This is a genomic window from Gluconobacter sp. DsW_056 (assembly GCF_002153595.1).
Classification (GTDB): domain Bacteria; phylum Pseudomonadota; class Alphaproteobacteria; order Acetobacterales; family Acetobacteraceae; genus Gluconobacter; species Gluconobacter albidus.
In genome coordinates this window covers 68,057-92,807 of sequence record NZ_JOPF01000012.1, presented here as the reverse complement: position 1 = coordinate 92,807, position 24,751 = coordinate 68,057, and the positions used below count along the sequence as shown (strand labels likewise).

Below are 24,751 nucleotides of genomic sequence, written 5' to 3'. Positions count from 1 at the left end.
ATGCGATGTCGGCCCGGGTCTGGTCGGCATCGTAGCCGCGATCCGCCAGAAGCCTGTCGAGCCGACCGCCACCTCCAAATGGCAGCGTTGAATCAATCTCGCTCACCCGCGTCAAGCTTTGTCCACGAGCGTTAGAAGACCTTTGCATGACGGCTTTACGCAGCACGCGCGCGCCCTTTGTTCTTGGGGCTTATTTTACGGGTTCAGCCACCAACGGAGATGCCTGGCGTGCGCCGGGTGAGGACACGGACGCCGATCTCTCGTTCGAACGTTATCGTGACTATGTCGCAACTCTGGAAAAAGGGCGCTTCGACGCCATTTTTCTTTACGACAACGTCCTGCCCGTCCCTGATCCTTCGCGTATTGCCCGCACTCCTGCCCTCGCGCGCTGGGACACTTTCACCCTGCTTGCCGCGCTGGCGGTTACGTCTTCTCATATCGGCCTGATCGGCACGGCCTCAACCACTTTCAACGAACCCTACAACATCGCGCGGCGTATCGCCTCTCTTGATGTGCTGAGTGGCGGAAGAGCGGGATGGAACGTCGTGACAGCTACGGGCGGCGGCGAAAATTTCAACCTCGTTTCCCATGTTGATCATGCTCTACGCTATGAACGCGCCCATGAATTTGTCGATGTCGTCAAAGGATTGTGGAAGAGCACCGAGACGGAAGCTTTCATCCGGGACAAACACACTGGCGTGTGGCTCGATCCCTCCCGCGTGCACCCCCTGAATCACAAAGGACGATTCTTTCAGGTCGCCGGGCCGCTCAATGCGCCGCCTCCCATTCAACGCCCTCCCATTCTGGCACAGGCGGGTGCCTCAGGCGCGGGAAAGGAGCTCGCCGCGCGCATAGGCGAAGTCATCTATACTGCCGAATACGATATCGATGCCGACCGCGCTTACCGCGCCGATGTTCTTGAGAGAGCTGCGCGTTATGGACGTGATGAACGGCATATCCGCATTCTGCCGGGTCTCGCGCCTGTTGTCGGAAGGACGGAAAGCGAAGCACGCGAAAAATTTGAGCGTTATCAAAGTTATCTCGACAAGGCCGATATCCTGCAGGCCATTTCATCCTATTCCAGCCTTGGGACAGACCTGTCCCAGTGGCCGGAAGACAAACCCGTCGAATTGGGTCTGGTCGAAGAAACCAACACCCACAAAAGCCGTCAGTCCCTGATCGTGGACTGGATCCGGAAAACGCGCCCCACAGTCAAAGACATCCTCCAGAATTTCACGCGCGGCGGACACCGCCTTCTGGTGGGAACTCCGGCGTCTATCGTCGATGAAATCGAGGAATGGTATCGCACAGGTGCCTGCGACGGTTTCAACATCATGTTCACATCCGCACCCGATGGAATCAATGATTTCGTGGAGCTCGTTGTTCCAGAGCTTCGAAGGAGAGGCCTAACACAACAGGCTTACAAAAGCAGAAATTTGCGGGAAAACTTGAAAATACCGTCTACATAAAACAATAATTTAAAACTCTGGTTTTTAATAAACTCATTTTACTTAAAAAAGGATCAATCATATTGATTATACACTTATGAACTCACCCAAATATTTGGAAATTCGAAATGAAGGCTTCGTTCTCTATCCTTCGATGGAATAGACATGTGGCAGTCCCGTTAAGCCTCGTTTCCGGCATTCTGCCACCTCTGACAGGTTGGGCGCAGACCGTAAGGAGCACTACCGCCCAGACACCTGAGGCGGTAACCGTTACCGCCAGATTTTAGGCAGTCTGGAGTCCGAGCGGCAAAGTGTGGCTTACAATCTTGAAATTCCCCTGAATGAGAAAATCCGGTTTTATTCTTATGCCACCTATACCCACCGCACGTCTTTCGCCGCCGCCTGGTACAGGCCATCAAACTCGCAACAGAATATCATGAGTGTTTATCCGGACGGCTATCTGCCGACCGATACGACTGAGGATAATGATTTCCAGTTTACGAGTGGGCTGAAAGGGGATGACTTCTTCGGCTGGCACTGGGACGGCAGCGTCAATTACGGTCGTAACGACAGCAGCATCGGCATCCAGAACACCATCAACAATTCGCTCGGTACGGACAGTCCGCACAATTTTCGCCTGCAATCTCTGGCGAACTCTGAGCTGACAGCGGATTTCGATATTCGTCATTCATTCCGGACAGGCCTCTTCAAAAACCCTCTTCAGGTCGCAGCCGGTATTGAATATCGCTACCAGCAGTACGAGGTAGACGCAGGTGAGCATTCAGCCTGGGCGGATGGCGGCTACATCAATCCTGCCAGCTACGTCTTCCCCAATGCGACTCCCGCCCTTCCCTTCGCATCCGGTCTGGGCGCAACCTCTCCCTCTCAGGCGGGCATCCATTCCCGGATGAATGGCGCTTTTTATCTCGATCTGACCCAGAAAGTGACGGACAAAATAACGGTTGCCCTTTCCGGTCGAGATGAACAGTACAGCGATTTTGGCAACGCACTGAGTGGGAAAACTTCACTGCGTTACCAGGTCACGCCCTGGATCGCACTGCGCGGATCAGCCAGTAATGGCTTTTATGCTCCGACGCTCCGGCAGGAATATTTCCAGAGCACGGCTCTTTATTATTCCATTCTGCCCAGCACCAACCAGCTCGTGCAATCCTATACGAACTACGCCTCTGTCACGAATGCTGGTGCACGGGCTCTCGGTGCAACGCCCCTCAAACCCGAAACCTCACATAATTTGAGTGCTGGCTTCGTTCTCACGCCTCTCAAACGACTTGATATCTCTCTGGACGCCTATCGTATCGACATTTTCAACCAGATCGTTCCCATTTCTGTCTCCGGCGCAGGCGTTTCCGGCGCGACCGTGCTGAATATCCTTCATCAGGAGGGTATCGTTCCGAACGACGGTCGCTACTACGGCTATACTTGCGAACGGAACGCAGCTCATACCCGTGCCATGGGCCTTGACCTTCAGGCGCACTATCTCAGCCGTTTCGGACGAGCCGGAAGCGTTCTGTGGACTGTCATGATGAACCAGCAACAGCACCAGATCATGAGGGTCAATCCTCTGAACGTGAACCTGGGTTCTGTCGTTACGGCACTCTACCGCAGCCAGATCGGCAACATTACCGCGATTTATCCCCGCAATACCCTTCGTCTCAGCGGAACTTGGAACATAGACAACTGGAGCACGACCGTCCGGGTCTCACGTTATTCAAAAACTCAGCTCTGGAGCGATCGCGGGGCCGCTTATGATCAAACGGTAGCTCCCGCATGGCTGATGGACTTTGATGTGTCCTGTACTTTCCCGAACCGTATCCGCGTTTCAGCAGGCGGCAATAATGTCTTCAACCACCGTCCACAGACCCTCAGCAAACTGGCGCAGGGTGCCCAGTCTCTCCTTCAGGTGAACCCGAACTGCAGCTATGCTTCAGCATATGGGCTGGATGGGAGCTATTTTTATGGGCGTGTCAGTTATTCATGGTGAAACCCAGAATGACCGCGTGAAGCTGATACCCTGGCCAATGATCCTTGAACCTATACTCCACTTCGAAGGATTGAGACGACCGAGATCGTTCTGTCTGTGCCTCTTTTTGCAGTCAAACCGCTGCAAGAGGCACATAAGGAGCTTTATCAGCCGTTGATGATCATCCCACCATTCACATGCAGTGTCTGGCCCGTTACGAACGACGCATCTTCGCTTGCCAGATAAACATAAGCTGGACCCAGTTCGGCCGGATCACCGCAACGCCCCATCGGCGTATCCTTCCCCAGGTCGGCAACCGCCTGCGGGTCAACAACACCCCAGCTTGCCGGCTGGAGCGGCGTCCACACTGGTCCCGGAGCCACGGCATTTACCCGGATGCCCTTCGACACCAGCTGAAGCGCCAGAGCCCGCGTCATCCCCATTTCCGCTGCCTTGGTCGTGGAATAGGCCAGAAGAGCCTTGTTTCCTGCAAAAGCATTAATGGACGATGTGTTGACGATGGCGCTGCCCTTTTTCAGATGTGCAAGTGCCGCGCGAACAAGATAGAAATAGCCGTTGATATTGGTGTCCATATGAAGTTGCCATTCCTGATCGGAAATGGCTTCGATGTCTTGTTCCACGATCTGAACTCCGGCATTGTTGACCAGAATGTCCAGTCCGCCAAGTTCCTTTACCGTGTGCTCCACGGCGTCGTTACAGATCTGACTGGAAGAAACATCTCCCGCGATGGCGAGCCCTTTACGTCCTTCTTTTTCAATAAGACGGACCGTTTCCTTGGCATCCTCATGCTCTTCCAGATAGAGGATCGCAACATCCGCACCTTCGCGGGCAAAATGTATAGCCGCAGCACGCCCGATCCCGCTATCTCCCCCGCTGATCAAGGCCTTCTTTCCTGCGAGTTTGCCACTTCCGCGGTAATCAGGGCGGATATGGATTGCCTTGGGCTGCATCAGCTCTTCAAGACCGGGCTGATGGGTCTGGGACTGCGGAGAGATATGATCAGGCATGGGACAACGCTCCGAAAGGGTTCAGGTGCTTTCAGAAGAAAACACTTCCTTTCCGTTTAACTGCCGAAGCGGACAAGCGTTGCCTCACGTCTTTGCGGGATGGGATCCGGAGGTTAGTTCGTGCGGGAAAAATATTCGTGCAGCACAGGTGCAACCTGAGTAGCGAAAAGCTCCAGAGAACGCAGAATATACGTATGTTCCGGATCAATGGAATGCACCTGAATGGCAATTTCGGTCGCATGCTCCAATGTCCTGTCCCGCAGAAGGGAAGCAACGACTTCTTCCGGTGTGCCAATGTGCACGTCAAAGGTGCGGATCAGGGTATCAATATTCGTATCATCTATCGTATGGCCTGCGGCACGGAATTTCCTCACCTGACGCGACAGGCCTTTTTCCGCCAGTCGCAAGGCCTCGGCCCGATCATCGGCAACAAAAACCGACCGTGACGCCAGAATTCGCGGGTTCCGACCGTCAGGAAGGGCGTTGAGGTAGGCTTCCACCATTGGAACCTGCAATTCCCACAATGAAGCATCCGGTTTTTCCGGCCGGCGGGGCTGCGTACGCGACAGTAGCAATCCGTCACCATCGCTCCCTGCCCGCTCCCCCCCGAATACGGAGAACGTTGCCTGCCAGCTACGGTTCTCAAGCCCCGTGCCACCCGGCCACAAACGGTTGCCGTCCGGTAATTCTTCTCCGGTCCATGCCGATTTCACCGTATGGAGTTTTCGGTTGAAGACGGCATGTCGATCCGCAAAATTCTCACCAAATGCCGGATAAGACGTCGGGGTTCCCCCAGAGCCAAAACCGACTTCCAGTCGCCCTCCTGATAAAATGTCCGTAACAACAGCATCTTCCGCAACCCGCACAGCATCTTCCATGACGAGCGTGACAACGCCGGTTCCCAGACGAATTCGAGACGTCTGGGCAGCAGCATGAGCCAGAAAGGGAAAAGGGGACGGAAGGCCGCCTTCATCCCCATGGAAATGGTGCTGGGCAACCCAAGCGCTCTGAAAGCCATAAGCTTCCGCAGCCCTGATCTGCTCCAGCGCAAGAGCATATCGCTGAGCGGCAGGGACATCATCCAGAAGGCGGGTAAAAAAACCGAACTGTTTTTGTGACACGGACCAGATAACTTTCAGTCTGATTCAGGGTATGGTTTGGTGCTCTATGAAATATTCCATAATCAATCGGTATCTCCTGCAGGGAATGCCGATTGATTACTCTGACGGGAGTGTCGGATATCCCAAAGAAAGCATGAGGCGATTTGCCCAGTTAAAGAATGAAGAGGCATTGATCAGATCCAGAATTTCCGCGTTTTCAAACCCGGCCTGTCTCAACACTCTGATATGAACATGCGAAAATCCGACTGGTGTTTCAGACACACGTCGGGCGATTTCCTCCACAAGCTGCCATTTCAGATCTGTGTCGTGGGGAAGCTGCCCCGTTTCCAGCAATGCGGCGAGAGCCTCTGGGGAACCGCCTTGACGCTCACTGAAACGTGCGTGGACGGAAGCGCAGTAGATGCATCCGTTAAATCGCGAAACAACAGTGGCCGCAAGCTCCCGTTCCCTGCGTGGCAATCCTCCTGAGACATTGTAGAAAATATCCTTGTCGCTGCGTGTCCGGGCTCCAAGGATCTCGGGGTCCCGTGCCAGCAGCCTGAAATATGGAGATTTAGCCCGTGCACGGTCTACAAGCCCCTCGTAATGGACCTCAGTCAGGTTGCCTTCTTCAAGAGGCTCAAGCCACGGGTGCCAGTCCAGTTGAGCCTTTGTAAAACGGTCGGGTTCCTGAGTGTCTGTCTTTGAAACAGTCTGCTCTGTCACGCTCATGATGGGTTCTCCGAAAGGGTGGCACCTGCTGCCGGGCCGACATCGCGCAGCACGCTCAGGCCATGAATAACGCGGATCTGGAACGCCAAAAATGAAATGAGCTGGGATAACGTCACGATGCCCGTGTCAGTCCACCCGGCTTTTTTCAGTCTTTCAAGTGCCTGTACCGAGGCGTCCCGGGGATGAAATGTCAGGAAATGAGCGTGCTCCAGAGCCCGCGCCAATGATCTGTCAACATTGACGTCCGAAACTTCAAATTCAGAGCCCTTGAGATCCTCACCTGAAAGTGGACCGGCTGGATAAGCTCCATAAGGCCCCAGTGTTCTTCCCTGCCGGGACAGATTTTCGATAACCGGTGACAGCTCCTTTCCTGGTTCCGATTGTTCAAGAAGGTCCAGATAGAGGCGATAGATCGCCGTATCGCCATGTAGTCCCGCAACAAAGGCGGCGACGGCCAGTCGATGCGTCTGCGGGAATTCTCCATCCTCCAGGGGATTGAGGAGCAGCTCAGCGCTCTTTTGCGCATTGTCACGCAAAACCTCACGCCCCCTCCTGAGGGTATCCAGCCAGGAATCTGCATCAATTCCGACCACGTAATCAATAAGATCTAGGGGTGGATCTGCTTTGAAAGAAAAAATTGTAGTCATCAGTCTATCCGAATATCTGAAGTATCTGGGAAAGCTCAGAAGACATAGCCAATCCGGGCATAATAATATCCGCCCTCGTACCCGCCAGGGGCCGTCTCCGGATACTTGATTGTGCCCTGGGTTTCGGAAATGGTACTGGTCTTCACGCGGGTGGGAAACTTGTTGAACAGATTATTGGCCCCTGCCGTCAGCGTAAAACCGCTCCCAACGCGGGCGCTGAAAGCAAGATTGGTCTGAACCTGTGGTCTTATATGTGTCCAGGTTGAGGAGGGATCGCCGCTATAATTGATCCATTCCACCCCCGCGTAGCGCTGTTCCTGAACATAGAGATTGTAGCGCCCCCTGCTCCAGTCCAGCGCAAAGGATTCCTTGTTCTTTGGAGATGCCCTCAGCAGATTGTTTCGCGACAGGCTGTCATAATACGTCTGCCCAAGCTGCTGTAGAACGCCGGGAGTGTCGGCGTAATGCGTCACTTCGGTGTCCGCCACATTGGCCTGTACACTTCCTGTCAGAACGCCCCAGCGTTTTGCGAGAGGAAACTGGTAACTGAGCTTTGCCGTAAAGCCATTGGTGGTCGTGTTGCCGATATTGGTCATGTAATTGACGAATATTCTGTCAGTTGGACTGCTGGTAATTCCCTGGCTGTACAGGAATTCATTCATCCGGGTGCCTGAAAATTCCGTCGTGCTCTCGATCCGGTCATTGATGTCGATCCGGTAACCGTCCAGCGTCACGCGAAGAGAGTTGATGGGTGTCCAATCAAAACCGATGTCATAACTGCGGGAGGTTTCTCCTTTGACGCCGGTTGCACCGAGAAGTCTGGCAACCGGATCAAACGAAGACAGGTTTTCCGTCACCTGTCCGGGGCCAGTTGACGTTGCGTTGTAATGAACCGCTCCCAGGGTCGGCGCCCGATAGCCTGTATTGATGCTGGCGCGCAGAGCAAAGCGCTTGTTGAAATTGTAACGCATCCCGATCGAACCTGTCGGAGCAGCCCCCTTGTCGGAATAACTGACTGCACGGCCGCCGATCGTCAGTTCCCACTTCCGGGTCAGGAACAGATCGAGGCCGACGTGACCGTCAAAAATATCGCGGGACCAGTTGCCAGCGTTCTGCGGCTCAAAGCCGGCATAACCGGCGGCGCCTGAACTCGGCTGGACACCCGTTTGTCCAACAAGAACAGGTCCGGTTGCCCAGGACTGATAGTCTCCCTGCCCGATCTGATAGGTATCGTGACGATATTCCAGACCGAAATTAAGTTCGGCAGGTTTCGCAAGCTGCGGAATTGCAAACTTCTTTGAGAATTTCGCCCCCCCGATCAGTTCGGATGCGATGATCTGTCCCTGATGGAAGTTCGTCTGGCTATCCACGCCGAAAGTCGGGTTTTCGTCGTTTTCGACATTTTCGTTTACACGCTCACGTCCGAACGAGGCGTAGGTATTCCAGGCGAGCCCATGCGCCAGAACCCCACGCAAACCGCCATTGACCTGAAAATCCAGTTCATCGAATGTTTCAAGTGGCGAGTATCCGTTAGGGTAAAGAGCGCGGGTGGTATTGTTATTGGCCGGCCCGCGAAAAAATCCGACACGCACGGTCGAGCGATGTCCGAGAGTGCCAGTCGCATAGCCTTCCACGCGGTCGGTAATGGGGACATGACCATTGAAGCTGAAGACTTCAGCCAGAGATTTGCTGACACCCTCGACACGATTGACATCCTGCCCGACCCGCTGCTGCATCTCGGCATCCTGTGGCAGGTCGTAAAGTTTGGCCGTGTTGAGCGCGTCCCGATGGCTTGGAAGCTGGTTCAGGACCTGCCAGGCGACATCAATTCCGCCCCCCTGATTACCGATCTTGTGCTCGATATCGCCATAGCCTTCAACGGCCTGTCCGTCTCCCGCATAAAATCCGCTGTTCATGAGGTTGACCGTGCCACCATTTTTTGTACCGCTCTTCAGAACGATATTGATGGCACCACCAATTGCATCCTGCCCGTAAAGAGCCGTCGCACCCTCTGTAATGATTTCGATATGATCAATGGCGCTCAGCGGGATGAGGCTCAGATCCGCAGGCTCGGTTCCTTTGGCGGGACCATCGCCCCAGTTACCAAGAGCGCTGATATGCCGCCGCACACCGTTGACAAGGACGAGCGTTTCATCAGCATTGAGATTGCGAAGAATGACCGTCTGGGTGGGCGTTGTGGAATAGGCGCCCCCACCTCCTCCCGGCGGAGCATTCAGTTCGGGCGATGTCTGCTGAAGAGCTGCGATGACATTGGTCTGCCCTGTCTGCAGAAGCTGTGCCCCTGAAACAATAGCGACGCTGACCGTACTTTTCGTGGGTGTCGCAACCCTGAACGCAGGCGCGATATTGCCCTGACTTCCTGTCGCGACGATCCGCTCGACCCCGCTGTGGTCTTCAACACTTCCGGGCGCCGTCGAAGCAGTGTGCGAAAGTGATTTGGCGGGGGAACTTGCCTTGTGTTCCGCAGACTGTGGGCGTCTGGCCTTGACGTATTTCCGTGTGTCCCGCTCGCTTTCCGACGCAGTTGTTGCATCTGCGGCAATCGCGGCGCCGGTCGCCCCCAGAGACAGCAGAAGAGTCGTGGCAATCCATACGGGTCTTGAACCGGAACGCCGCAGAGAGTCATGAGTCCGTCTATACGGCATAGCTATTTCACCATCGGATATGATGTTTGTGCCAGCGATGAATCACCAGTCTTCAATGTTGATAAACATGATTCGACATAAACAACAACCCGAAATGTTTTATGAATATAATAACTATTATATATAGTTTATTCTTGTCTGTGATTCGCTTCCTGTTTTTCAGGAAAAACGCTCCGCCCTTCTTGTCCTGTGGGTAAGACGCCTGAATGACGCTCTGGGAGCGCAACAAATATTTTCATCAAACATCTTTCCAAAATAGGGAATTTAAGGATATACATATTAACAACTATTTATTTAAGTTATTATTCCCCGCCCGCGTTTCAACGCAGTCCCTCCTGAAGGTGATAATGCCGGTTCATCACTCCGTGTCTGTCCGACGATCTGCGCTAGCAACCGTGTTTCTTGCGGGGCTCTCTGTTTTTCCGCAGGCCCAGAGCCGGGTCCCGGACCGGACGATCATCTACCTGGACCCACAGGAGCATACCAATCTCTACCCTCCCGCTGGCGGATTCTACCCAAACGGCGGCATTCTGAGCCAAATCACGGATCGTCTGACCTGGCAGGATCCTGAAACACTTGAAATCAAACCATGGCTGGCAACCAACTGGTCCGTGAATGCCGATAGTACGATTTACACATTCCACCTGCGTTCCGGTGTCACGTTTTCTGACGGGACCCCGCTCGATGCGCAGGCTGTAGCCCTGAATTTCCAGACATACGGCAAAGGCAATCAGGCACTTCATTTCCCGGTTTCAGAAGCCATCAGCAATTTCGATCATGCGGAAGTTGCCAGTCCCACAACCGTCATTTTCCATTTCACGCACCCTGCCCCTGGCTTTCTGCAGGCCACGTCTGTTCTGGGTTCGGGGATTGTCTCTCCCGCGACACTGGGGCGTCCGTTCGATGACCTGGGAACGGCAACAGGCATCATAGGCTCCGGTCCTTTCGTCGTTTCAGCTGATATTCCGGGGCGGGAGGTCGATCTTGTCGCGCGTCAAGGCTATCGCTGGGGGCCAAAAGCAGAAGAGGGCAGAGCCACGGTGGACCGGATCAAGATTCTGGTCGTTCCTGAGGATAGTATTCGGGTGGGAGCGCTTCTTGCAGGTCAGGCCGACATTATCCGGCAGGTCGAAGCCTATGACGAAGAACAGATACGCCGTGCGGGATACAGGCTTTTTGCACCATCCACTCGCGGCGTGAACACCGGCCTTGCCTTCCGGCCCGATAACCCTCTGGTAGCGGATATCCGGGTTCGGAAGGCGCTCCTCCATGGAACGGACCGGCAGGAAATCGTGAGTGTTCTGTATTCGCGGAACTATCCCGTAGCCCGTTCGATCCTGTCCTCACAGGCCGCAGGATATGCCGATTTCTCCCAAAAACTGAAATATGATCCTGCCCTTGCTGCGAGTCTTCTGGACAGCGCGGGCTGGAGAATGGGCGAAGATGGCCTGCGTCACCGCAACGGACAGACGTTACGATTGGGAATTCATGTCTCCCTGCCCCATCCCCAGAACAAGACCATGCTCGAACTGATTGCCCAGCAATGGCGTCGACTGGGCGTGCAGCTCGACATCATGTCCGGGGCTGCGGCAGGGGTTCTTCTGGACAACCTCAACCCGCAAAGAACGCCCCTGACCGTTTCGGAAGTGGGACGGGCCGATCCCGATGTTCTCAAGAGCGAATTCTTTCCACGAAACCGCGATTCCCTTCTTCAGAAGGGAGGACAAAGCACGAAAGTCCGTGCTTTCAGGGACGAGACTCTCGACACGATGCTGCTTGATATCGCCTCCATCACCGATCGCAAGGAACGTCTCAGACGGGTTGTCGCGGTTCAGGAATATCTGATCGACAATGCCTATGACATCCCGCTTTTCGAAGAGCCACAGGTCTATGCCGCATCCCCGGACTTGAAAGGCCTGCGCTTTGAGGCTGTCGGCCGACCGGTTCTGCGGGATCTGGAGTTTACGGCCCCATGAATGTCTCTCATTTCCCTGAACGCCGTGGCTTTGCCGGACATTTCCTGGTGCAGGTCGGTCGGGCTCTTCTGATCCTCTGGGGCGCCTTCACGCTGACTTTTATCCTGTTGCAGATGATGCCGGGAGATGCCGTCATGATCCGCTTTATGGACCCTGAACTTGGCCTGTCGCCCGAGCAGATCGAAACCATGCGCGTTCTGTACAGCGGGTCGTCAAACCCTGTGTTTCAGTATTTTCACACCCTCTGGCAGGTTCTGCATGGCAATTTCGGATATTCCGTCCAGCTTGGCGTTCCTGTCGGGAAACTGCTGTCAACGGCACTTCCCGTTACTCTGCGGCTGGCAGGCGTCGGGTTTCTGCTCTCTCTCGTCTGGACCCTAGCGATTGCCGTAGGGGCCAGTCTTCTGCCGATGCGGGCCCTGCGACAGGCCGTTCATGCCCTCCCCGGACTCTGGAGCGCAATTCCACTCTACTGGTCCGGAATTCTTATCATTCAGGTTCTGTCCTTCAGGTTGCACCTGCTGCCTGTCGTCGGAGTCGGGGCATGGGAAGGTGTGCTTTTACCGGGTTTGGCCGTCAGTCTGCCGGTTGCAGCCCCTCAGGCCAAACTTCTGCTCCAGCAAATCGAGGAAACGGAGCGCCTTCCTTTCGTCATGGCCAGCCGGACACGCGGGGCCAGTCGGGTTTCTGTTTTCTTCCGTCATATTCTCCCCAATTCCGTCATTCCGTCCCTGACGATGGCAGGGCTGTCGCTGGGGGAACTGATTGCAGGCGCCATCGTCACCGAGACCGTTTTTGGTCTGAACGGTCTGGGTCAGATGACGCGGGATGCCGTCTCGGGGCAGGACGTGGCCGTTCTTCAGGCTGTCGTCTTGATTGGTGCGGCAGGTTTCGTAGGCGCCAACCTCGCTGTTGATCTTCTCATTCCCCTGATTGACCCGACTTTGCGCATGTCCCATCGGATCGGAGGCGGCAAGTCCGGATCATGAAGCGATTTTCCATTCCTTCTCCCCTCTCCGTGCTCTCCGCCATTGTCATCGGGATCTGTGTGGTTGCAATCCTGTGGCCCTCCGCTTTGACGAGCGGAGATCCGGCGACAGGCGTGGCTCCGGAACATCTTCTGCCGCCAGACAATGCGCACTGGTGTGGAACCGATCAGCTCGGGCGCGACGTCCTGACCCGCATCATTTACGGCGCGCGCGAAACGCTGCCAGCCGCTTTCGTGGCGACCATGACCGGTATTGTGCTTGGCTCGGTCATCGGGGGATTTGCCGCACTGTCAGGGCCTGCGGTGGACACGCTGCTTTCGGGTGTCATTGATGTCCTTCTCGCTATTCCTGAACTTCTTCTGGCTCTGACGGTCGTCATCCTGACGGGTTTTGGCCCGGTTCATGCCGCTCTTGCCGTCGGTATAAGCCAGACGGCCGGCTTTGCGCGCATTGTCCGCAACCTCGTCCGGACACTACGGTCGCAGACCTATGTCGAGGCCGCCCGCCTGTCAGGAACCGGTTTCTGGGGCATAGTCGGATGGCATATCCTTCCCAATGCCTTTCGTCCGCTGCTCGGGATGGGGATCCTGCGCTATGCCACGGCCATCCTGTCCCTCGCCACTCTGGGCTTTCTTGGATACAGCGCACCTCCGCCAACGCCGGAATGGGGGCTCATGATTTCAGAAGGACGGGATTATCTGGCCACAGCATGGTGGATGACCACATTCCCCGGCCTCGCCCTGCTGACCGTCGCTCTGGCAGCCAACCGCCTGAGCCAGGCCATGACGAACGCAGGGGAAGAACGGCCATGACCTCTCCAGCCCCTGTTCTGGACGTAAACGATCTGGCCATTTCCTATGGTGACAGGATCGCCGTGAACGGCATTTCGTTTACGGCGCTGCCCGGAAAGACGACAGCCCTGATCGGAGAATCCGGCTCCGGAAAATCCACCATCGCCAAGGCTGTCATCCGACTGTTACCGCCTTCCGCGCGTATTGATCGTGGCAGCATTACCCTGAACGGGCAGTCTCTGCTTGCGGCATCGTCGCGCACCCTCGATACCATTCGTGGACGTCAGATCGGGTTCATCCCTCAGGATCCGGGCAGTTCGCTTGACCCTCGCATTCCCATCGGCCGACAGGTGGGGGAAATTCTGCGTCTGCATACTTCCGAAGGTCGGCAGGAGCGTCATGACCATGCGCTGGCCCTTCTGGAAAAGGTTGGCCTGCCCGAACCTGGACGGTGCTTTTCGCAGTTTCCCCATGAACTCTCGGGAGGCATGAAGCAGCGCGTGCTCATTGCCATCGCCGTTGCCCTCGCTCCCGGCCTCATTATTGCCGACGAGCCCACGAGTGCTCTGGACGTCACGGTCCAGCGTCAGATTCTGGACCTGCTCGACCGTCTGCGCGAGGAAAACGGCTGTTCGGTTATCATGATTACCCATGATCTCGCCATCGCCCGTGACAGGGCGCATGACGTCGTTGTCATGCAACACGGTGTGGTCGCGGAACGCGGTTTTTCAGACAACCTCTTCAGTGCACCCCATTCTCCGTATACCCGCAGACTCCTGAGGGATTCTCCTGCCTTTCATCCCAGAATTCCTCCCGCGCGAAAGGTCGCCCCGGCGCAGGTTCCGGCCCTGGAGGTCTCAAACCTCACCATCACCCATAGGACTCACGGAGGGCGCACAAGTCCGACCGTGCGGAATGTTTCCTTTACCGTGCAGCGTGGCACGACCCACGGCATTATCGGAGAATCCGGCTCCGGCAAGACCACGATCCTGCGTTGCCTTATGGGACTGATTGCTCCGATTTCAGGAAACGTCCGGATCCATGGGGCCGATGCTTTTGGTGGCCGCCCCGGCGACCGGGGCCCGTTCCGCAGCATGCAGCTTGTCTATCAAAATCCCTGGAGTTCGCTGGACCCGCGGCTGACGGTTTGTCGGATCATAGAGGAGCCCCTGCGCAACCATTTTGATGAAAACCGTTCATGGCGTCTCCAGCGGATCCACACACTTCTGGAGCGGGTGCATCTGAAGCCCGACATCCTTGAGCGGTATCCTTCCGATATTTCCGGAGGTCAGTGCCAGCGTGTGGCTCTGGCGCGGGCTCTTGCTGCGGAACCCGACATTCTTGTGCTAGACGAATTCGTTTCCGCACTGGACGTCACGGTACAGGCCCGCATTCTGGAACTCCTGACGGAGTTACAGAATGATCTTGGCCTGACATTCGTTTTCGTATCCCATGATCTTGCGGTTGTCAGACAGATCTCTGATACCCTCTCCATCATTCGACACGGACAGCAGGAAGAATACGGGCGTGCGGAAAGCATCCTTTCGCACCCCGCATCGGACTATACCCGAACCCTGCTTCAGGCCATTCCCGGGAAATCCGCTTCAGATTGTCTGTAACTCAGAAGTCGATGGATGTTTTGACGTAATACATGCCGCCATTGAAGCCGTAAGGCGAATAAGAGGCATATTTCGTCAGGCCCTGCTGCGTATGGGAAATCGAAGACGGCACACGCGTCGGATACTTGTTGCCGACATTGTTGGCCCCCACTCCGATGCTCCAGCGTGGCAGGATTTTGTAATCCACTTCAAGATTGGTCAGCAGTGCCGGATTCTGCATGAACGGCACGCTGCCCGGCCCCGTTGGAGCCGCCATGTAGATGATCGAGCCGTAACGCATTTCCTGCACGAATGCGGACCATTTGCCATAGGTCCAGTTCACGCTGATCTGCTCGCGGTTTTTTGGAGCAGCGTGCAGGACGATTTCCTTGGTATATTCGTTGACGAAGCTGTCTTTCGCGGAGCGGATTTCGGTATCCGAGAAATTGATTCCCATCGCAAACCGGAACTGCCCCAGACGCTGCGTGTGCAGCGTATAATCTGCGCTGAAGTCGCCGCCGAATGTCTGGGTATTATAGAGGTTCGCGTAATAGGAAAGCGATGTCGCGCTCTCAAGATTGTTCTGCGCCAGCAGGTTCATGAGGACGGAATCGTCTTTGTCAACGCTATAGGTTTTCGTGCTTCCCAGACGGGAGTTGATGGCAATGTAATAAAGATTTCCGGTGACATGAAAATTATTCACCGGCGTGGCATCGAGACCAATGCTGTAACTCCGGGAATATTCACCCTTCATCGTGCCGGAACCGAGATATCTGGCGATGGTGCTGTTTGCGGGAACCTGATCCACAGTGTAGCCGGGGTAAGGCGCGGAATAGAAATAGGACATCTCACCCAGCGTTGGCGGACGATACCCGGTATTGACGTTGGCGCGCACAGCCCAGCGTTTGTTGAAGTTGTATCGTGTGCCGACCGAGCCCGTTTCGACAGTGGCGAGGTTGTTGTAGCTCGCAACGCGGCCACCCAGTGTCCACTCCCATTTTTTAGTGACGTAGAAGTCCAGATTCGCAAAGCCCTCGTAAACGTCACGGTTCTGGTTGGTGACGGCCATCGGCACGTTCCCCGGATGATCCGTAGCTCCCAGCCCTTCCCAGGATGCCGTCTCACCTTCGGTCATCTGGAATGTATCATGGCGGTATTCCGCGCCAAATTTCAGATCAACCGGTCGCGGCAGGAAACCTGTCTGGAACGACCGGGAGCCGCGAATGCCACTCGTCAGTTCTGTTGCGATGGACGCTCCATCATAAAAGGACGTCTGCGTGCTGTCGGGGATGGAAACGTTTTCTGAATCCTTGGTCCCGTATTTCTGCGCATCACGCCCGAACGTGACATAGGCGTCCCAGGCAAATCCAAACTTGTGAGCCCGGATGCCATTATCCGTCTCGAAGTCATACTGGTCCATCGTGATATAGGGCTGGTTGCCGTTGGGATACAGGTTGGTGTTGATCCAGGTGTCCGTATCGGCCGCACTGCGATACGTCTCGGCGACATTGGCGCGACGGTGCGAGAATGTTGAGGTGCTATAGGCACTGAAGCCGTGCCCAAGCGGCAGGGACATGTTCTCGCTCAGGGTCTCCAGCGTTGACTTCGGAAGACCAAGCCCCCGCTGGACATCGCGATTGGCCGTCTCATTTCGGGAATCGCTGAAGAGCGTGCCATAGAAATTGCCACCACGCGTTGTGGGGAGCTGATGGGTAACCTGCGCGGCAAGATCGAGGTATCCGCCATTATTGCCCAGAGCCATGCCATAATTGGCTGATCCGTCGAGCCCCTGCCCATCGCCAGCGTAATAACCATTGTTCTTGAAATTGATGCTGCCGCCATGGGTGTCGCGTTTGAGGACGATATTGACCGCGCCTGCAATGGCATCCTGTCCGTAAAGGGCAGATGCCCCTTCGGTAATCACCTCGATATGGTCAATGGCAGAGACCGGGATCAGCGAAATGTCGCTCGGTTCACTGCCCCAGTTCGTTCCGGCATTCGAGTTGAAGTTGGCGCCGATATGACGGCGATGCCCGTTGACGAGAATCAGCGTGTCATCAGGAGACTGGCCACGAAGCTGCATCGTCTGAACGAATGCACTCGCTCCACCGCCTGGAAGCGCGGCCGTTGTGATGGCCGGGTTGGCCTGCGCCAATGCGGAAAGCACGTTCGTCTGGCCTGTCTTGAGCAGTTCAGCGCCGGTCACCACAGTCACCTGCGTCGTGCTGTGGCGCGCCGTAACCGGAGAGAAAACCGAATTCGTCTGCCGTCCACCGACCTGAATACTCTCCGTTGATATCGCCTGAAGCGACGTCGGAGCACGATGAACCGAAGGCTTGCTCTGGGCGGGAGAAGCACCTGCCCTTTTTTTGGCAACGACCCTGTGATGTTTCACTGGAGCCGTTGCTGAAGCCGATGCCGCAAGAACCCTGTCCGGCATGAACGCGCCCAGTGCAGCTCCTGCGACCAGACAGAGTTTCCAATTTGACCCAATCAACATTGCATCCCTCTCAAGTCGCCGGAATTCCGATACGAAGTATGAGTTTATGGTACGGATGCGTTATGTTTTGGCGTCATATGGATTATTTATATTCCAATCCCGCAACGAGAATTTTCCGGAATCCTTCTGCTGCTATCGTGGTCGGGTTCAATCGCATTCCGATGGATTCATTGACCATTTTCCCCAATCGGCAGAGTATTGGATTCACAGTTCGTCACATCAGGAGATTGGCCCGTTGGATATCAGGCGTTTGCAGGCCTTCGTGAAGATCATTGATCTTGGCAGCATTTCCCGCGCCGCCGATCTGCTGAACATCGCCCAGCCCGCGCTCAGCCAGCAACTGGCAGCCCTTGAAAGCGCGTTCCGCCAGAAACTGGTGATCCGGAGCAAAAGTGGTGTCACGCCTACGATTGCCGGTTCCGTCCTGTACCGTCATGTCCAGATCCTGAGCAAACAGTTCGACCGGGCCATGGTCGAAATCACCCAGGGGGCTGGTCCCCTTGTCGGCAAGGTTTCGGTCGGCCTGTCTCCATACAGCGCAGGCTCGACGCTATCCGTGGAGCTTCTGCGCCGTATCCGGGAAGAACTTCCAGGCATCGTCCTGCATCTGACCGAAAGTTTTGACGACATTTACAGCGAACTCGTCATGACCGGACGCCTGGACATGGCCGTCATACATGGCTCGGGGCCCATGAAAGGTGTCAGCTTCACGCCTCTGATGAAGGAGGAATTCTTCCTGCTTGCTCCGGAGGCGCTTGCCATTCCTCACGACGGCGAAAACACGGTTCAGCTGGCAGATATCACGGAGATTCCCCTTCTCGTACCGCCCAAGCACAACTTTGTCCGCAAGGCGATCGACATGGCATTCATGCGCAAAGGGCTTGAGCCGAACATCGTCGCGGAAATTGAAGCTCTGACAACGCTTCAGGGAGCCATTCAGGAAGGGATCGGGAGCACCATCCTTCCCTGGTCGGTCGCGAGCAGAATTGCCGTTGAAGGCCAGTCGCGCATATACGCCCTGCGCAACCCGGTCATCAGCGAGAATGTCTCCCTCTGCATTCCCGAACTGGTTCCTGAAACGGAGGCATCCGTGGCCGTCCGGGAGCGGCTCATCGAGCTGGCCAGGGCCATGGCATCATCACGCAACTGGCCGGGGACGCAGGCATCTACCTGAAAGCCGCTTCAACCTGTCCGACATTGGGCCGCGTCAGGAATTCCGGGCGAAGCAGACCTGCGAGTACGTCCTGAGACACCAGTTTTTCCTGAAGGACAAGCTCCGGAACGCTCCGGTTTTCAGCCAGAGCCCGGCGGGCAATCCGGGAACAGGTATCGTAGCCGAGAAGCGGAACCAGCGCGGTGACGATACCGATATTCCGTTCAAACAGAAACCGGCACTGCTCGGCGTCCGCGGCAATTCCGGAGACGCATTTTGTGGTCAGAAGCCTAATAGCTGCCGTGAGCGTCTTCAGGGACGAAAAAAGACAGTATCCGATCATCGGCTCGAAAGGATTGAGCTGAAACTGTCCCCCATCAGCACACATGCTCAGCGTGACATCATAACCTGCAACGAGATAGGCCACCTGATTGACGGCTTCCGGGATGACCGGATTGACTTTGCCTGGCATGATCGAAGACCCTGCCTGCACGGACGGCAGGGTAATCTCTCCAATGCCCGCCCGCGGACCGCTCGACAGCAGGCGCAGATCGCTTGAAATCTTGGACAGTTTGAGCGCCAGCCGCTTGAGCACGCCGGAGAACAGGACGAAAGCTCCGACATCCGATGTCGCTTCAATCCTGTCAGCGGCTCCCGTTACGGCCAGACCAGTCAGTTTTCCAAGCTCCCGGATGACGGCGTCCGCATAACGGGGATCAGTGTTCAGGCCTGTCCCGATCGCCGTTCCGCCAAGATTGACCGTCAGAAAAGCTTCGCACTGGCTGCGTATGTGACGGATTTCCGTTTCCATCGCATGCTGGAATGCCCTGAACTCCTGTCCAAGCGTCATGGGTACCGCATCGCGCAACTGCGTGCGGCCGACTTTCAGAATGTCCGAGAATTCATCGGCTTTCTTTCCGAAAGCCCGGGCCAGTTCTTCCAGGGCCTCAAGCAGAGGCGCAGTTGCTGTAAGAAGCCCCAGGCGCAGGGCGGTTGGGTAAACATCATTTGTGGACTGTGCCATGTTTACATGGTCGTTTGGATGCAGGATCTGGTAATCACCGGGCTTTTGTCCCGCCAGTTCCAGCGCGACATTGGCGATGACTTCGTTGACGTTCATGTTGGTGGATGTCCCTGCCCCACCCTGCATGACGTCCACAATAAAATGGTTGCGATAATCGTCACGGGTCAGCAGGGCCCTGCAGGCCGCCTCGATCAGACTGGCCCGATCTTCATCCAGATAGCCGAGCGCCCTGTTCGTCCGTGCGGCAGCCTGCTTGACCGTCACAAATGCCCGGATGAAATCGGAAAATGCTCCGACAGGCTCCCCGCTGATGGGAAAATTTTCTGCTGCGCGGCTGGTATGAACCCCCCATAAGGCATTCTTCGGGATACAAGCCTCTCCCAGCAGGTCTTTCTCGACCCTGAAGCCATCCAGTGGCGGCATCATGTCTGCCGCAACGTCGGACCGGGATGCGGATGTCGTCATTTCGGGTATCCAGAGCTGTGATGGACCCCGAACCTATTATTGCGACTTCGATTCAACCCCATATGATTGTGATATAGGGTCAGACAATTTTCGGCAGTATCTCGACGCCTGCGAAACGATTTACGATACGTTCATTCGCGTATGCGCTACCCTTATGCGGCAATGGAGACATCAATGCCCGGTTTTGCTGATCGACTGAACGGAATTGGAGTCTCGGCCTCTGCCGCCATGACCGACAAGGCCCGTGAACTCAAGGCGGAAGGCCTCAAAATCGTCAGCCTGTCTTCCGGCGAACCCGATTTCCCGACCCCCGACCACGTCGTGGAGGCCGCCATCGCGGCCGCTCGTGGGGGCGATACCAAATATCCGCCACAGGATGGAAAACCCGCGCTCAAAAAGGCCGTTCAGGCCAAGTTCCTGCGCGAAAACCATCTCGATTACGCCCTTGACGAAATTCTCGTCGCCAATGGCGCCAAACAGATCATTTTCGACGCCCTGATGGCGACCTGTAACACAGGCGACGAGGTTGTTCTCGCCGCTCCATACTGGATCAGCTATTCGGATATCGCGCGTCTGTGTGGCGCCAGACCTGTGCAGATCGACTGCCCGGCCGAAGACAATTTCCGTCTGTCTGCCAAAGCGCTGGATGCCGCCATTACACCCAACACCAAATGGCTGCTGCTGAACTTCCCCAACAATCCGACTGGCGCATGTTGCCCGCGCGAGGATATGGAAGAAATCGCGGCCGTCCTGCTGAAGCATCCTCATGTCTGGATCATGACGGATGATATTTACGAACACCTGATCTATGACGGGTTCGACTTCTGCACCATTGCCGAAGTCGAACCGCGCCTGAAAGACCGTGTTCTGACGGTCAATGGTGTCTCCAAGGCCTATGCCATGACGGGCTGGCGCGTCGGCTATTGTGGCGGCCCACGGAACCTGATTGCCGCCATGAACAACATGCAGGGGCAGTCCACCAGCGGTATCAACACCATCGCGCAGGCCGCTGCCATTGCCGCCCTCGAAGGTCCGCAGGATTTCCTGAAAGAGCGTGCTGCCGAATACCAGTCCCGCCGCGATCTGGTTGTTGGTCTGCTAAATGCCATTCCGGGCGTCACGTGCCATACACCGCAGGGCGCATTCTACGTCTACCCTGAAATCGGCGCCTGCCTGGGCAAGACCACACCCAAGGGACGTCATCTCGCCACGGATGCAGATTTCGTCATGGCTCTCCTGGAAGAACAGCAGGTTGCATCCGTTCAGGGGGGAGCTTACGGCATGAGTCCGTTCTTCCGTATTTCCTATGCAACCGACCGGGAAACCCTGAAGGAAGGCTGCCGACGTATCTCGGATTTTGTAAGCTCTTTAAGCTGAAAAGACGGCGGGGAAGCAGCTGAAGCCTCCCCGTCCCTTTAAGGTATCGTGGCTATCGGCTTGTTGGTTCAACCTGCACAACCGGAGCTCCATACCCCGTCAGCGCACCATCCTCCCCGGCGACGTCAACGATCGTCCCCGTCACCGGAACCAGAACAGGGATCTGCAAGGCTCCGATCCGCATCTGCGCCACCACATCTCCCGGCTGCACCGATGTTCCGACTTTCGCCAGTTCCGTCAGGACCAGAGTGCCAAAATATGGCGCACTGACTGCAATACGGCTCGAGAGATCCTCGACAGGCGTAACATTTTCTGCAACCTGCTTATCCGATTTCGCGACAGAGGACGTTACACGCATAAAACAGCGTGCACCCTTGCCATCGGAAAGCTCGATTGTCTCCAACCCGGCCTCGATCAGCAGATCCGCAATCCGTGCAAGATCCTCTGCAGACGGAATGCCTTCAAACTCCGGAACCTGATTTTCTACGGCGTTCATGAGGGCGACCTCTCTGCAAGCCAGCGTTCGAGATGGTGAATATCGACGCCTCCCTCCTGAAACTGCGGATCGGCCAGAAGTGCTTGATGAAGGGCAATATTGGTAGAAATTCCCTCAACCCGCATTTCAGCCAGCGCCACGCGCATCCGGGCAATCGCCTGTTCGCGTGTTGCGCCGTAGCTGATGATTTTCCCGATCAGAGAGTCATAGTAAGGCTGGACGGTATAGTTACTGACCACATGCGTATCCACGCGAATGCCTGGACCGCCAGGCAGGTCCCACCGTGTCACCGTTCCCGGAGACGGCATGAACGTTGCCGCATCTTCCGCATTCAGACGACATTCAATCGCATGACCCTGCATCAGAATATCGTTCTGGCGCAGGCCAAGTGTTTCACCCTGTGCAATCCGAATCTGCTGGGCCACGATATCAATGCCGGTCGTTTCTTCCGTAATGGGATGCTCGACCTGCACGCGTGTGTTCATCTCGATGAACGCAAAGATCCCGTCTTCATACAGGAACTCGAAGGTCCCTGCCCCGCGATAGCCAATCTGTCGGCAGGCCTGAACACAGCGTTCTCCGATCCCGGCGATGGTTTCGGGCGGGATGCCAGGTGCGGGGGCTTCTTCCAGAACTTTCTGATGACGCCGCTGCAAGGAGCAGTCCCGCGCGCCAAGCCAGAGAGCCGTTCCATGCGTATCACACAGGACCTGGATTTCGACATGGCGCGGCTTCTGCATGTATTTTTCAAGATACAGCGTTGGGTTGCCGAAGGCCTGCTGGGCCTCCTTGGCCGTCAGTGCTACGGCGTTCTCCAGCTCGTCTCCACCATGCACAACCCGCATGCCACGCCCCCCACCGCCGCCGGAGGCCTTGACGATCACGGGGAAACCGACTTCGAGCGCAATGGCCCGAACTTCTTCCGCAGAAGCCGGAAGTGGTCCGTCCGAACCCGGCACGCAGGGCACCCCTGCCTCCCGCATGGCCCGCTTGGCGGTAATCTTGTCTCCCATCATGCGGATGGAGTCTCCGGTCGGGCCGATGAATGTCAGACCCGCCGCTTCAACCGCATCTGCAAAATCCGCATTTTCCGAAAGGAACCCATATCCCGGATGGATGGCTCCTGCTCCCGTCACTTTCGCCGCCAGAAGCAACCCGTCCCTGTCGAGGTAGCTTTTCGATGCGGCCGCAGGGCCGATGCACAGAGACACATCCGCTTCACGGACATGTCGGCTGTCTGCATCGGCTTCCGAATATACGGCCACAGTCTCCAGTCCCAGCTGACGGCAGGCGCGCTGGATCCGCAAGGCAATTTCCCCGCGATTGGCAATCAGAACTCTTTTGAAACGCTGCATTTCATTCATACCAGACGGAACAGAGGCGTTCCCATATCGACTTCAGTGTTACCCGCCACCAGAACTGCCTCAACCGTTCCTGCAACACCCGCACGGACTGGATTGAAAACCTTCATGGCCTCCAGCAATCCGACCTGCTGCCCTGCTTCCACCTTCTGTCCGACAGCAACGTAAGGCGGCGCATCCGGTGAAGGCGCAAGGTGAAAGACGCCATAAGACGGCGCGGTAATGGTCTCCTGCGCATCTGAGGCGGATGTCATCACGGAGGGCTTAGGGACGGCTGGTGTTGTTTCTGCTGGCTTTGCAGCAACAACACCAGCCCCTTGGCCTTTCTGCGCTCTCGCAAGGCGGATCCTGCGGCCATTTTCCTCAATCTCAAGCTCCGCAATCGGAGCCTGAGCCATGAGATCGATCAGACGTCTGATCTGTGAGAGATCCACTGATATCAGCCCGGAGCAGAAGTTTTCTTTGCAAAGTTCAGACCACCCACGACCTGCATCGTCGGCAGCACTTCCATGAAGCTGACATTCATGCGCTGCGGCGCCAGAACCGCAAAGGCCACGGAGGTGGCAATGTCTTCTGGCAGCAGAGAATCATACTCGTCGAAGAAGCGCTTCTTCGCTTCGGCCATATCCCCGATCAGACGGCCGAAAACCTCAGTCTCCACCCGTGCGGGAGAAACTTCCGTCACCCGGATCTGACGGCCAAACAGATCGCACCGCAACTGCTGGGAAAGCGAATGCACGCCGGCCTTCGTGGTATGATAGACGGTGTTGCCGCCTGCAAAGGCGTAGTGACCGGCAATCGAACTGATATTCACAATATGCCCGCGGTTGCGCTCAATCATTCCCGGCACCACCAGACGCGTCAGTTGCAGGACTGCGCGCAGATTCACGTCCACAAGCGCGTCGATGTCCTCAGGGGTCGTGCTTGTAATGTTCCCAGTCCGGGACTGACCCGCATTGTTGACCAGAACATCGATTTCCAGACTGGCGATGAGGGCCTCGAGCCCGGCCTGATCCGATACGCTGACGGCATGGGGGATGCATCCCGTTTCGCTTGCCAGCGTTTCGAGGCGCTGCGCATCACGCGCCAGAGCATGAACTTCAATGCCGCTCTCGCTCAGCCGCCGGACAATGGCAGCGCCGATGCCTGAAGAAGCGCCTGTGACGAGAGCTGTGCGGTATGGAGTATTGCTCATGCGAAGAAAACCCATTGCTGGAATAAGAGAAAGACTGCCATCAGCTTCATCTGCAAGACGGAGCGTCAGACCGGAATGTCGACCCGACGCTAATGGAGTTACTGTACAAACACCAAGAGCCGTTCGTTCTTGCCCCATAACATTATCCGATGGAACTCGTACTCCTTCACTCAACCATAAGATTATCCGATGACCTCAAACGCCGAATTCCTCTGGTCATCATT

The 24,751-nt window shown here is 56.1% G+C and carries 19 protein-coding genes; 8 read left to right on the top strand and 11 right to left on the bottom strand.

The features are described from left to right. The first annotated feature begins 146 nt into the window (after window positions 1-146). Together HK22_RS12485 and HK22_RS12480 are read left to right on the top strand one after the other, a co-directional pair. Entirely contained in the window at window positions 147-1,469 is a 1,323-nt protein-coding gene (locus tag HK22_RS12485; RefSeq protein WP_086649490.1) for an LLM class flavin-dependent oxidoreductase, read from the top strand. Between the two features lie 292 nt (window positions 1,470-1,761). Then, on the top strand, window positions 1,762-3,450 hold the full coding sequence (locus HK22_RS12480) for a TonB-dependent siderophore receptor (RefSeq protein WP_233142627.1): 1,689 nt from the start codon (window positions 1,762-1,764) through the stop codon (window positions 3,448-3,450). A 146-nt stretch (window positions 3,451-3,596) separates the two neighbouring features. Here HK22_RS12480 and HK22_RS12475 read toward each other — a convergent pair whose 3' ends face one another. The 5 genes from HK22_RS12475 to HK22_RS12455 form a co-directional block, all read right to left on the bottom strand. Next, window positions 3,597-4,457, bottom strand: coding sequence for an SDR family oxidoreductase (locus HK22_RS12475; RefSeq protein ID WP_062028082.1), 861 nt, complete (start codon window positions 4,455-4,457; stop codon window positions 3,597-3,599). A 113-nt stretch (window positions 4,458-4,570) separates the two neighbouring features. Beyond that, window positions 4,571-5,578: a putative FMN-dependent luciferase-like monooxygenase gene (locus HK22_RS12470; RefSeq protein WP_062028081.1), complete on the bottom strand. Its 1,008-nt coding sequence runs from the start codon at window positions 5,576-5,578 to the stop codon at window positions 4,571-4,573. Window positions 5,579-5,674: 96 nt separating this feature from the next. Then, entirely contained in the window at window positions 5,675-6,289 is a 615-nt protein-coding gene (locus tag HK22_RS12465) for an alkylhydroperoxidase domain protein (RefSeq protein ID WP_086649488.1), read from the bottom strand. Beyond that, window positions 6,286-6,936 (bottom strand): CMD domain protein, encoded by a 651-nt coding sequence (locus HK22_RS12460; protein WP_086649487.1) that lies wholly within the window; start codon window positions 6,934-6,936, stop codon window positions 6,286-6,288. The genes HK22_RS12465 and HK22_RS12460 overlap by 4 nt, the downstream gene beginning before the upstream one ends. 35 nt (window positions 6,937-6,971) lie before the next feature. Further along, window positions 6,972-9,602, bottom strand: a complete 2,631-nt coding sequence (locus HK22_RS12455) for a TonB-dependent siderophore receptor (protein WP_233142625.1) — start codon at window positions 9,600-9,602, stop codon at window positions 6,972-6,974. Between the two features lie 365 nt (window positions 9,603-9,967). Here HK22_RS12455 and HK22_RS12450 point away from each other — a divergent pair, with 365 nt between their 5' ends. Genes HK22_RS12450 through HK22_RS12435 form a run of 4 tightly spaced genes read left to right on the top strand, consistent with a single transcriptional unit; the run spans window position 9,968 to window position 14,977 of the window. Continuing rightward, on the top strand, window positions 9,968-11,578 hold the full coding sequence (locus tag HK22_RS12450) for a TIGR04028 family ABC transporter substrate-binding protein (RefSeq protein WP_233142623.1): 1,611 nt from the start codon (window positions 9,968-9,970) through the stop codon (window positions 11,576-11,578). Further along, complete coding sequence (locus tag HK22_RS12445; protein ID WP_086649486.1) at window positions 11,575-12,567, top strand: ABC transporter permease; 993 nt, start codon at window positions 11,575-11,577, stop codon at window positions 12,565-12,567. Before HK22_RS12450 ends, HK22_RS12445 begins: the two co-directional genes overlap by 4 nt. Beyond that, window positions 12,564-13,379, top strand: coding sequence for an ABC transporter permease (locus HK22_RS12440; protein WP_086649485.1), 816 nt, complete (start codon window positions 12,564-12,566; stop codon window positions 13,377-13,379). The genes HK22_RS12445 and HK22_RS12440 overlap by 4 nt, the downstream gene beginning before the upstream one ends. Then, complete coding sequence (locus tag HK22_RS12435) at window positions 13,376-14,977, top strand: ABC transporter ATP-binding protein (RefSeq protein WP_086649484.1); 1,602 nt, start codon at window positions 13,376-13,378, stop codon at window positions 14,975-14,977. The genes HK22_RS12440 and HK22_RS12435 overlap by 4 nt, the downstream gene beginning before the upstream one ends. A 1-nt stretch (window position 14,978) precedes the next feature. On the opposite strand, the gene HK22_RS12430 is transcribed toward HK22_RS12435, so the two are convergent. Next, on the bottom strand, window positions 14,979-17,456 hold the full coding sequence (locus HK22_RS12430) for a TonB-dependent siderophore receptor (protein WP_086649483.1): 2,478 nt from the start codon (window positions 17,454-17,456) through the stop codon (window positions 14,979-14,981). Window positions 17,457-17,691: 235 nt separating this feature from the next. On the opposite strand from HK22_RS12430, the gene HK22_RS12425 reads away from it, so the two are divergent. Next, window positions 17,692-18,630 carry a LysR substrate-binding domain-containing protein gene (locus HK22_RS12425; RefSeq protein WP_062029076.1) on the top strand — a complete coding sequence of 313 codons (939 nt, stop codon included), beginning with the start codon at window positions 17,692-17,694 and terminating at the stop codon, window positions 18,628-18,630. Here the strand turns inward: HK22_RS12425 and HK22_RS12420 are convergent. Next, window positions 18,623-20,098 (bottom strand): aspartate ammonia-lyase, encoded by a 1,476-nt coding sequence (locus tag HK22_RS12420; RefSeq protein WP_086649482.1) that lies wholly within the window; start codon window positions 20,096-20,098, stop codon window positions 18,623-18,625. The genes HK22_RS12425 and HK22_RS12420 overlap by 8 nt on opposite strands. 174 nt (window positions 20,099-20,272) lie before the next feature. Between HK22_RS12420 and HK22_RS12415 the strand changes: the two genes are divergently transcribed. Beyond that, window positions 20,273-21,475, top strand: a complete 1,203-nt coding sequence (locus HK22_RS12415; protein WP_062107255.1) for a pyridoxal phosphate-dependent aminotransferase — start codon at window positions 20,273-20,275, stop codon at window positions 21,473-21,475. 52 nt (window positions 21,476-21,527) lie between these two features. On the opposite strand, the gene HK22_RS12410 is transcribed toward HK22_RS12415, so the two are convergent. From HK22_RS12410 to HK22_RS12395, 4 genes are read right to left on the bottom strand one after another with little or no spacing between them, the layout of a single operon-like run. After that, window positions 21,528-21,971 carry a hypothetical protein gene (locus HK22_RS12410; protein ID WP_062029072.1) on the bottom strand — a complete coding sequence of 148 codons (444 nt, stop codon included), beginning with the start codon at window positions 21,969-21,971 and terminating at the stop codon, window positions 21,528-21,530. Continuing rightward, on the bottom strand, window positions 21,968-23,335 hold the full coding sequence (gene accC, locus HK22_RS12405) for an acetyl-CoA carboxylase biotin carboxylase subunit (protein WP_086649481.1): 1,368 nt from the start codon (window positions 23,333-23,335) through the stop codon (window positions 21,968-21,970). Before accC ends, HK22_RS12410 begins: the two co-directional genes overlap by 4 nt. Continuing rightward, complete coding sequence (locus tag HK22_RS12400; protein ID WP_233142621.1) at window positions 23,332-23,730, bottom strand: biotin/lipoyl-containing protein; 399 nt, start codon at window positions 23,728-23,730, stop codon at window positions 23,332-23,334. The genes accC and HK22_RS12400 overlap by 4 nt, the downstream gene beginning before the upstream one ends. A gap of 41 nt (window positions 23,731-23,771) precedes the next feature. Then, complete coding sequence (locus HK22_RS12395; protein ID WP_086649498.1) at window positions 23,772-24,527, bottom strand: SDR family oxidoreductase; 756 nt, start codon at window positions 24,525-24,527, stop codon at window positions 23,772-23,774. Between the last annotated feature and the right edge of the window lie 224 nt (window positions 24,528-24,751).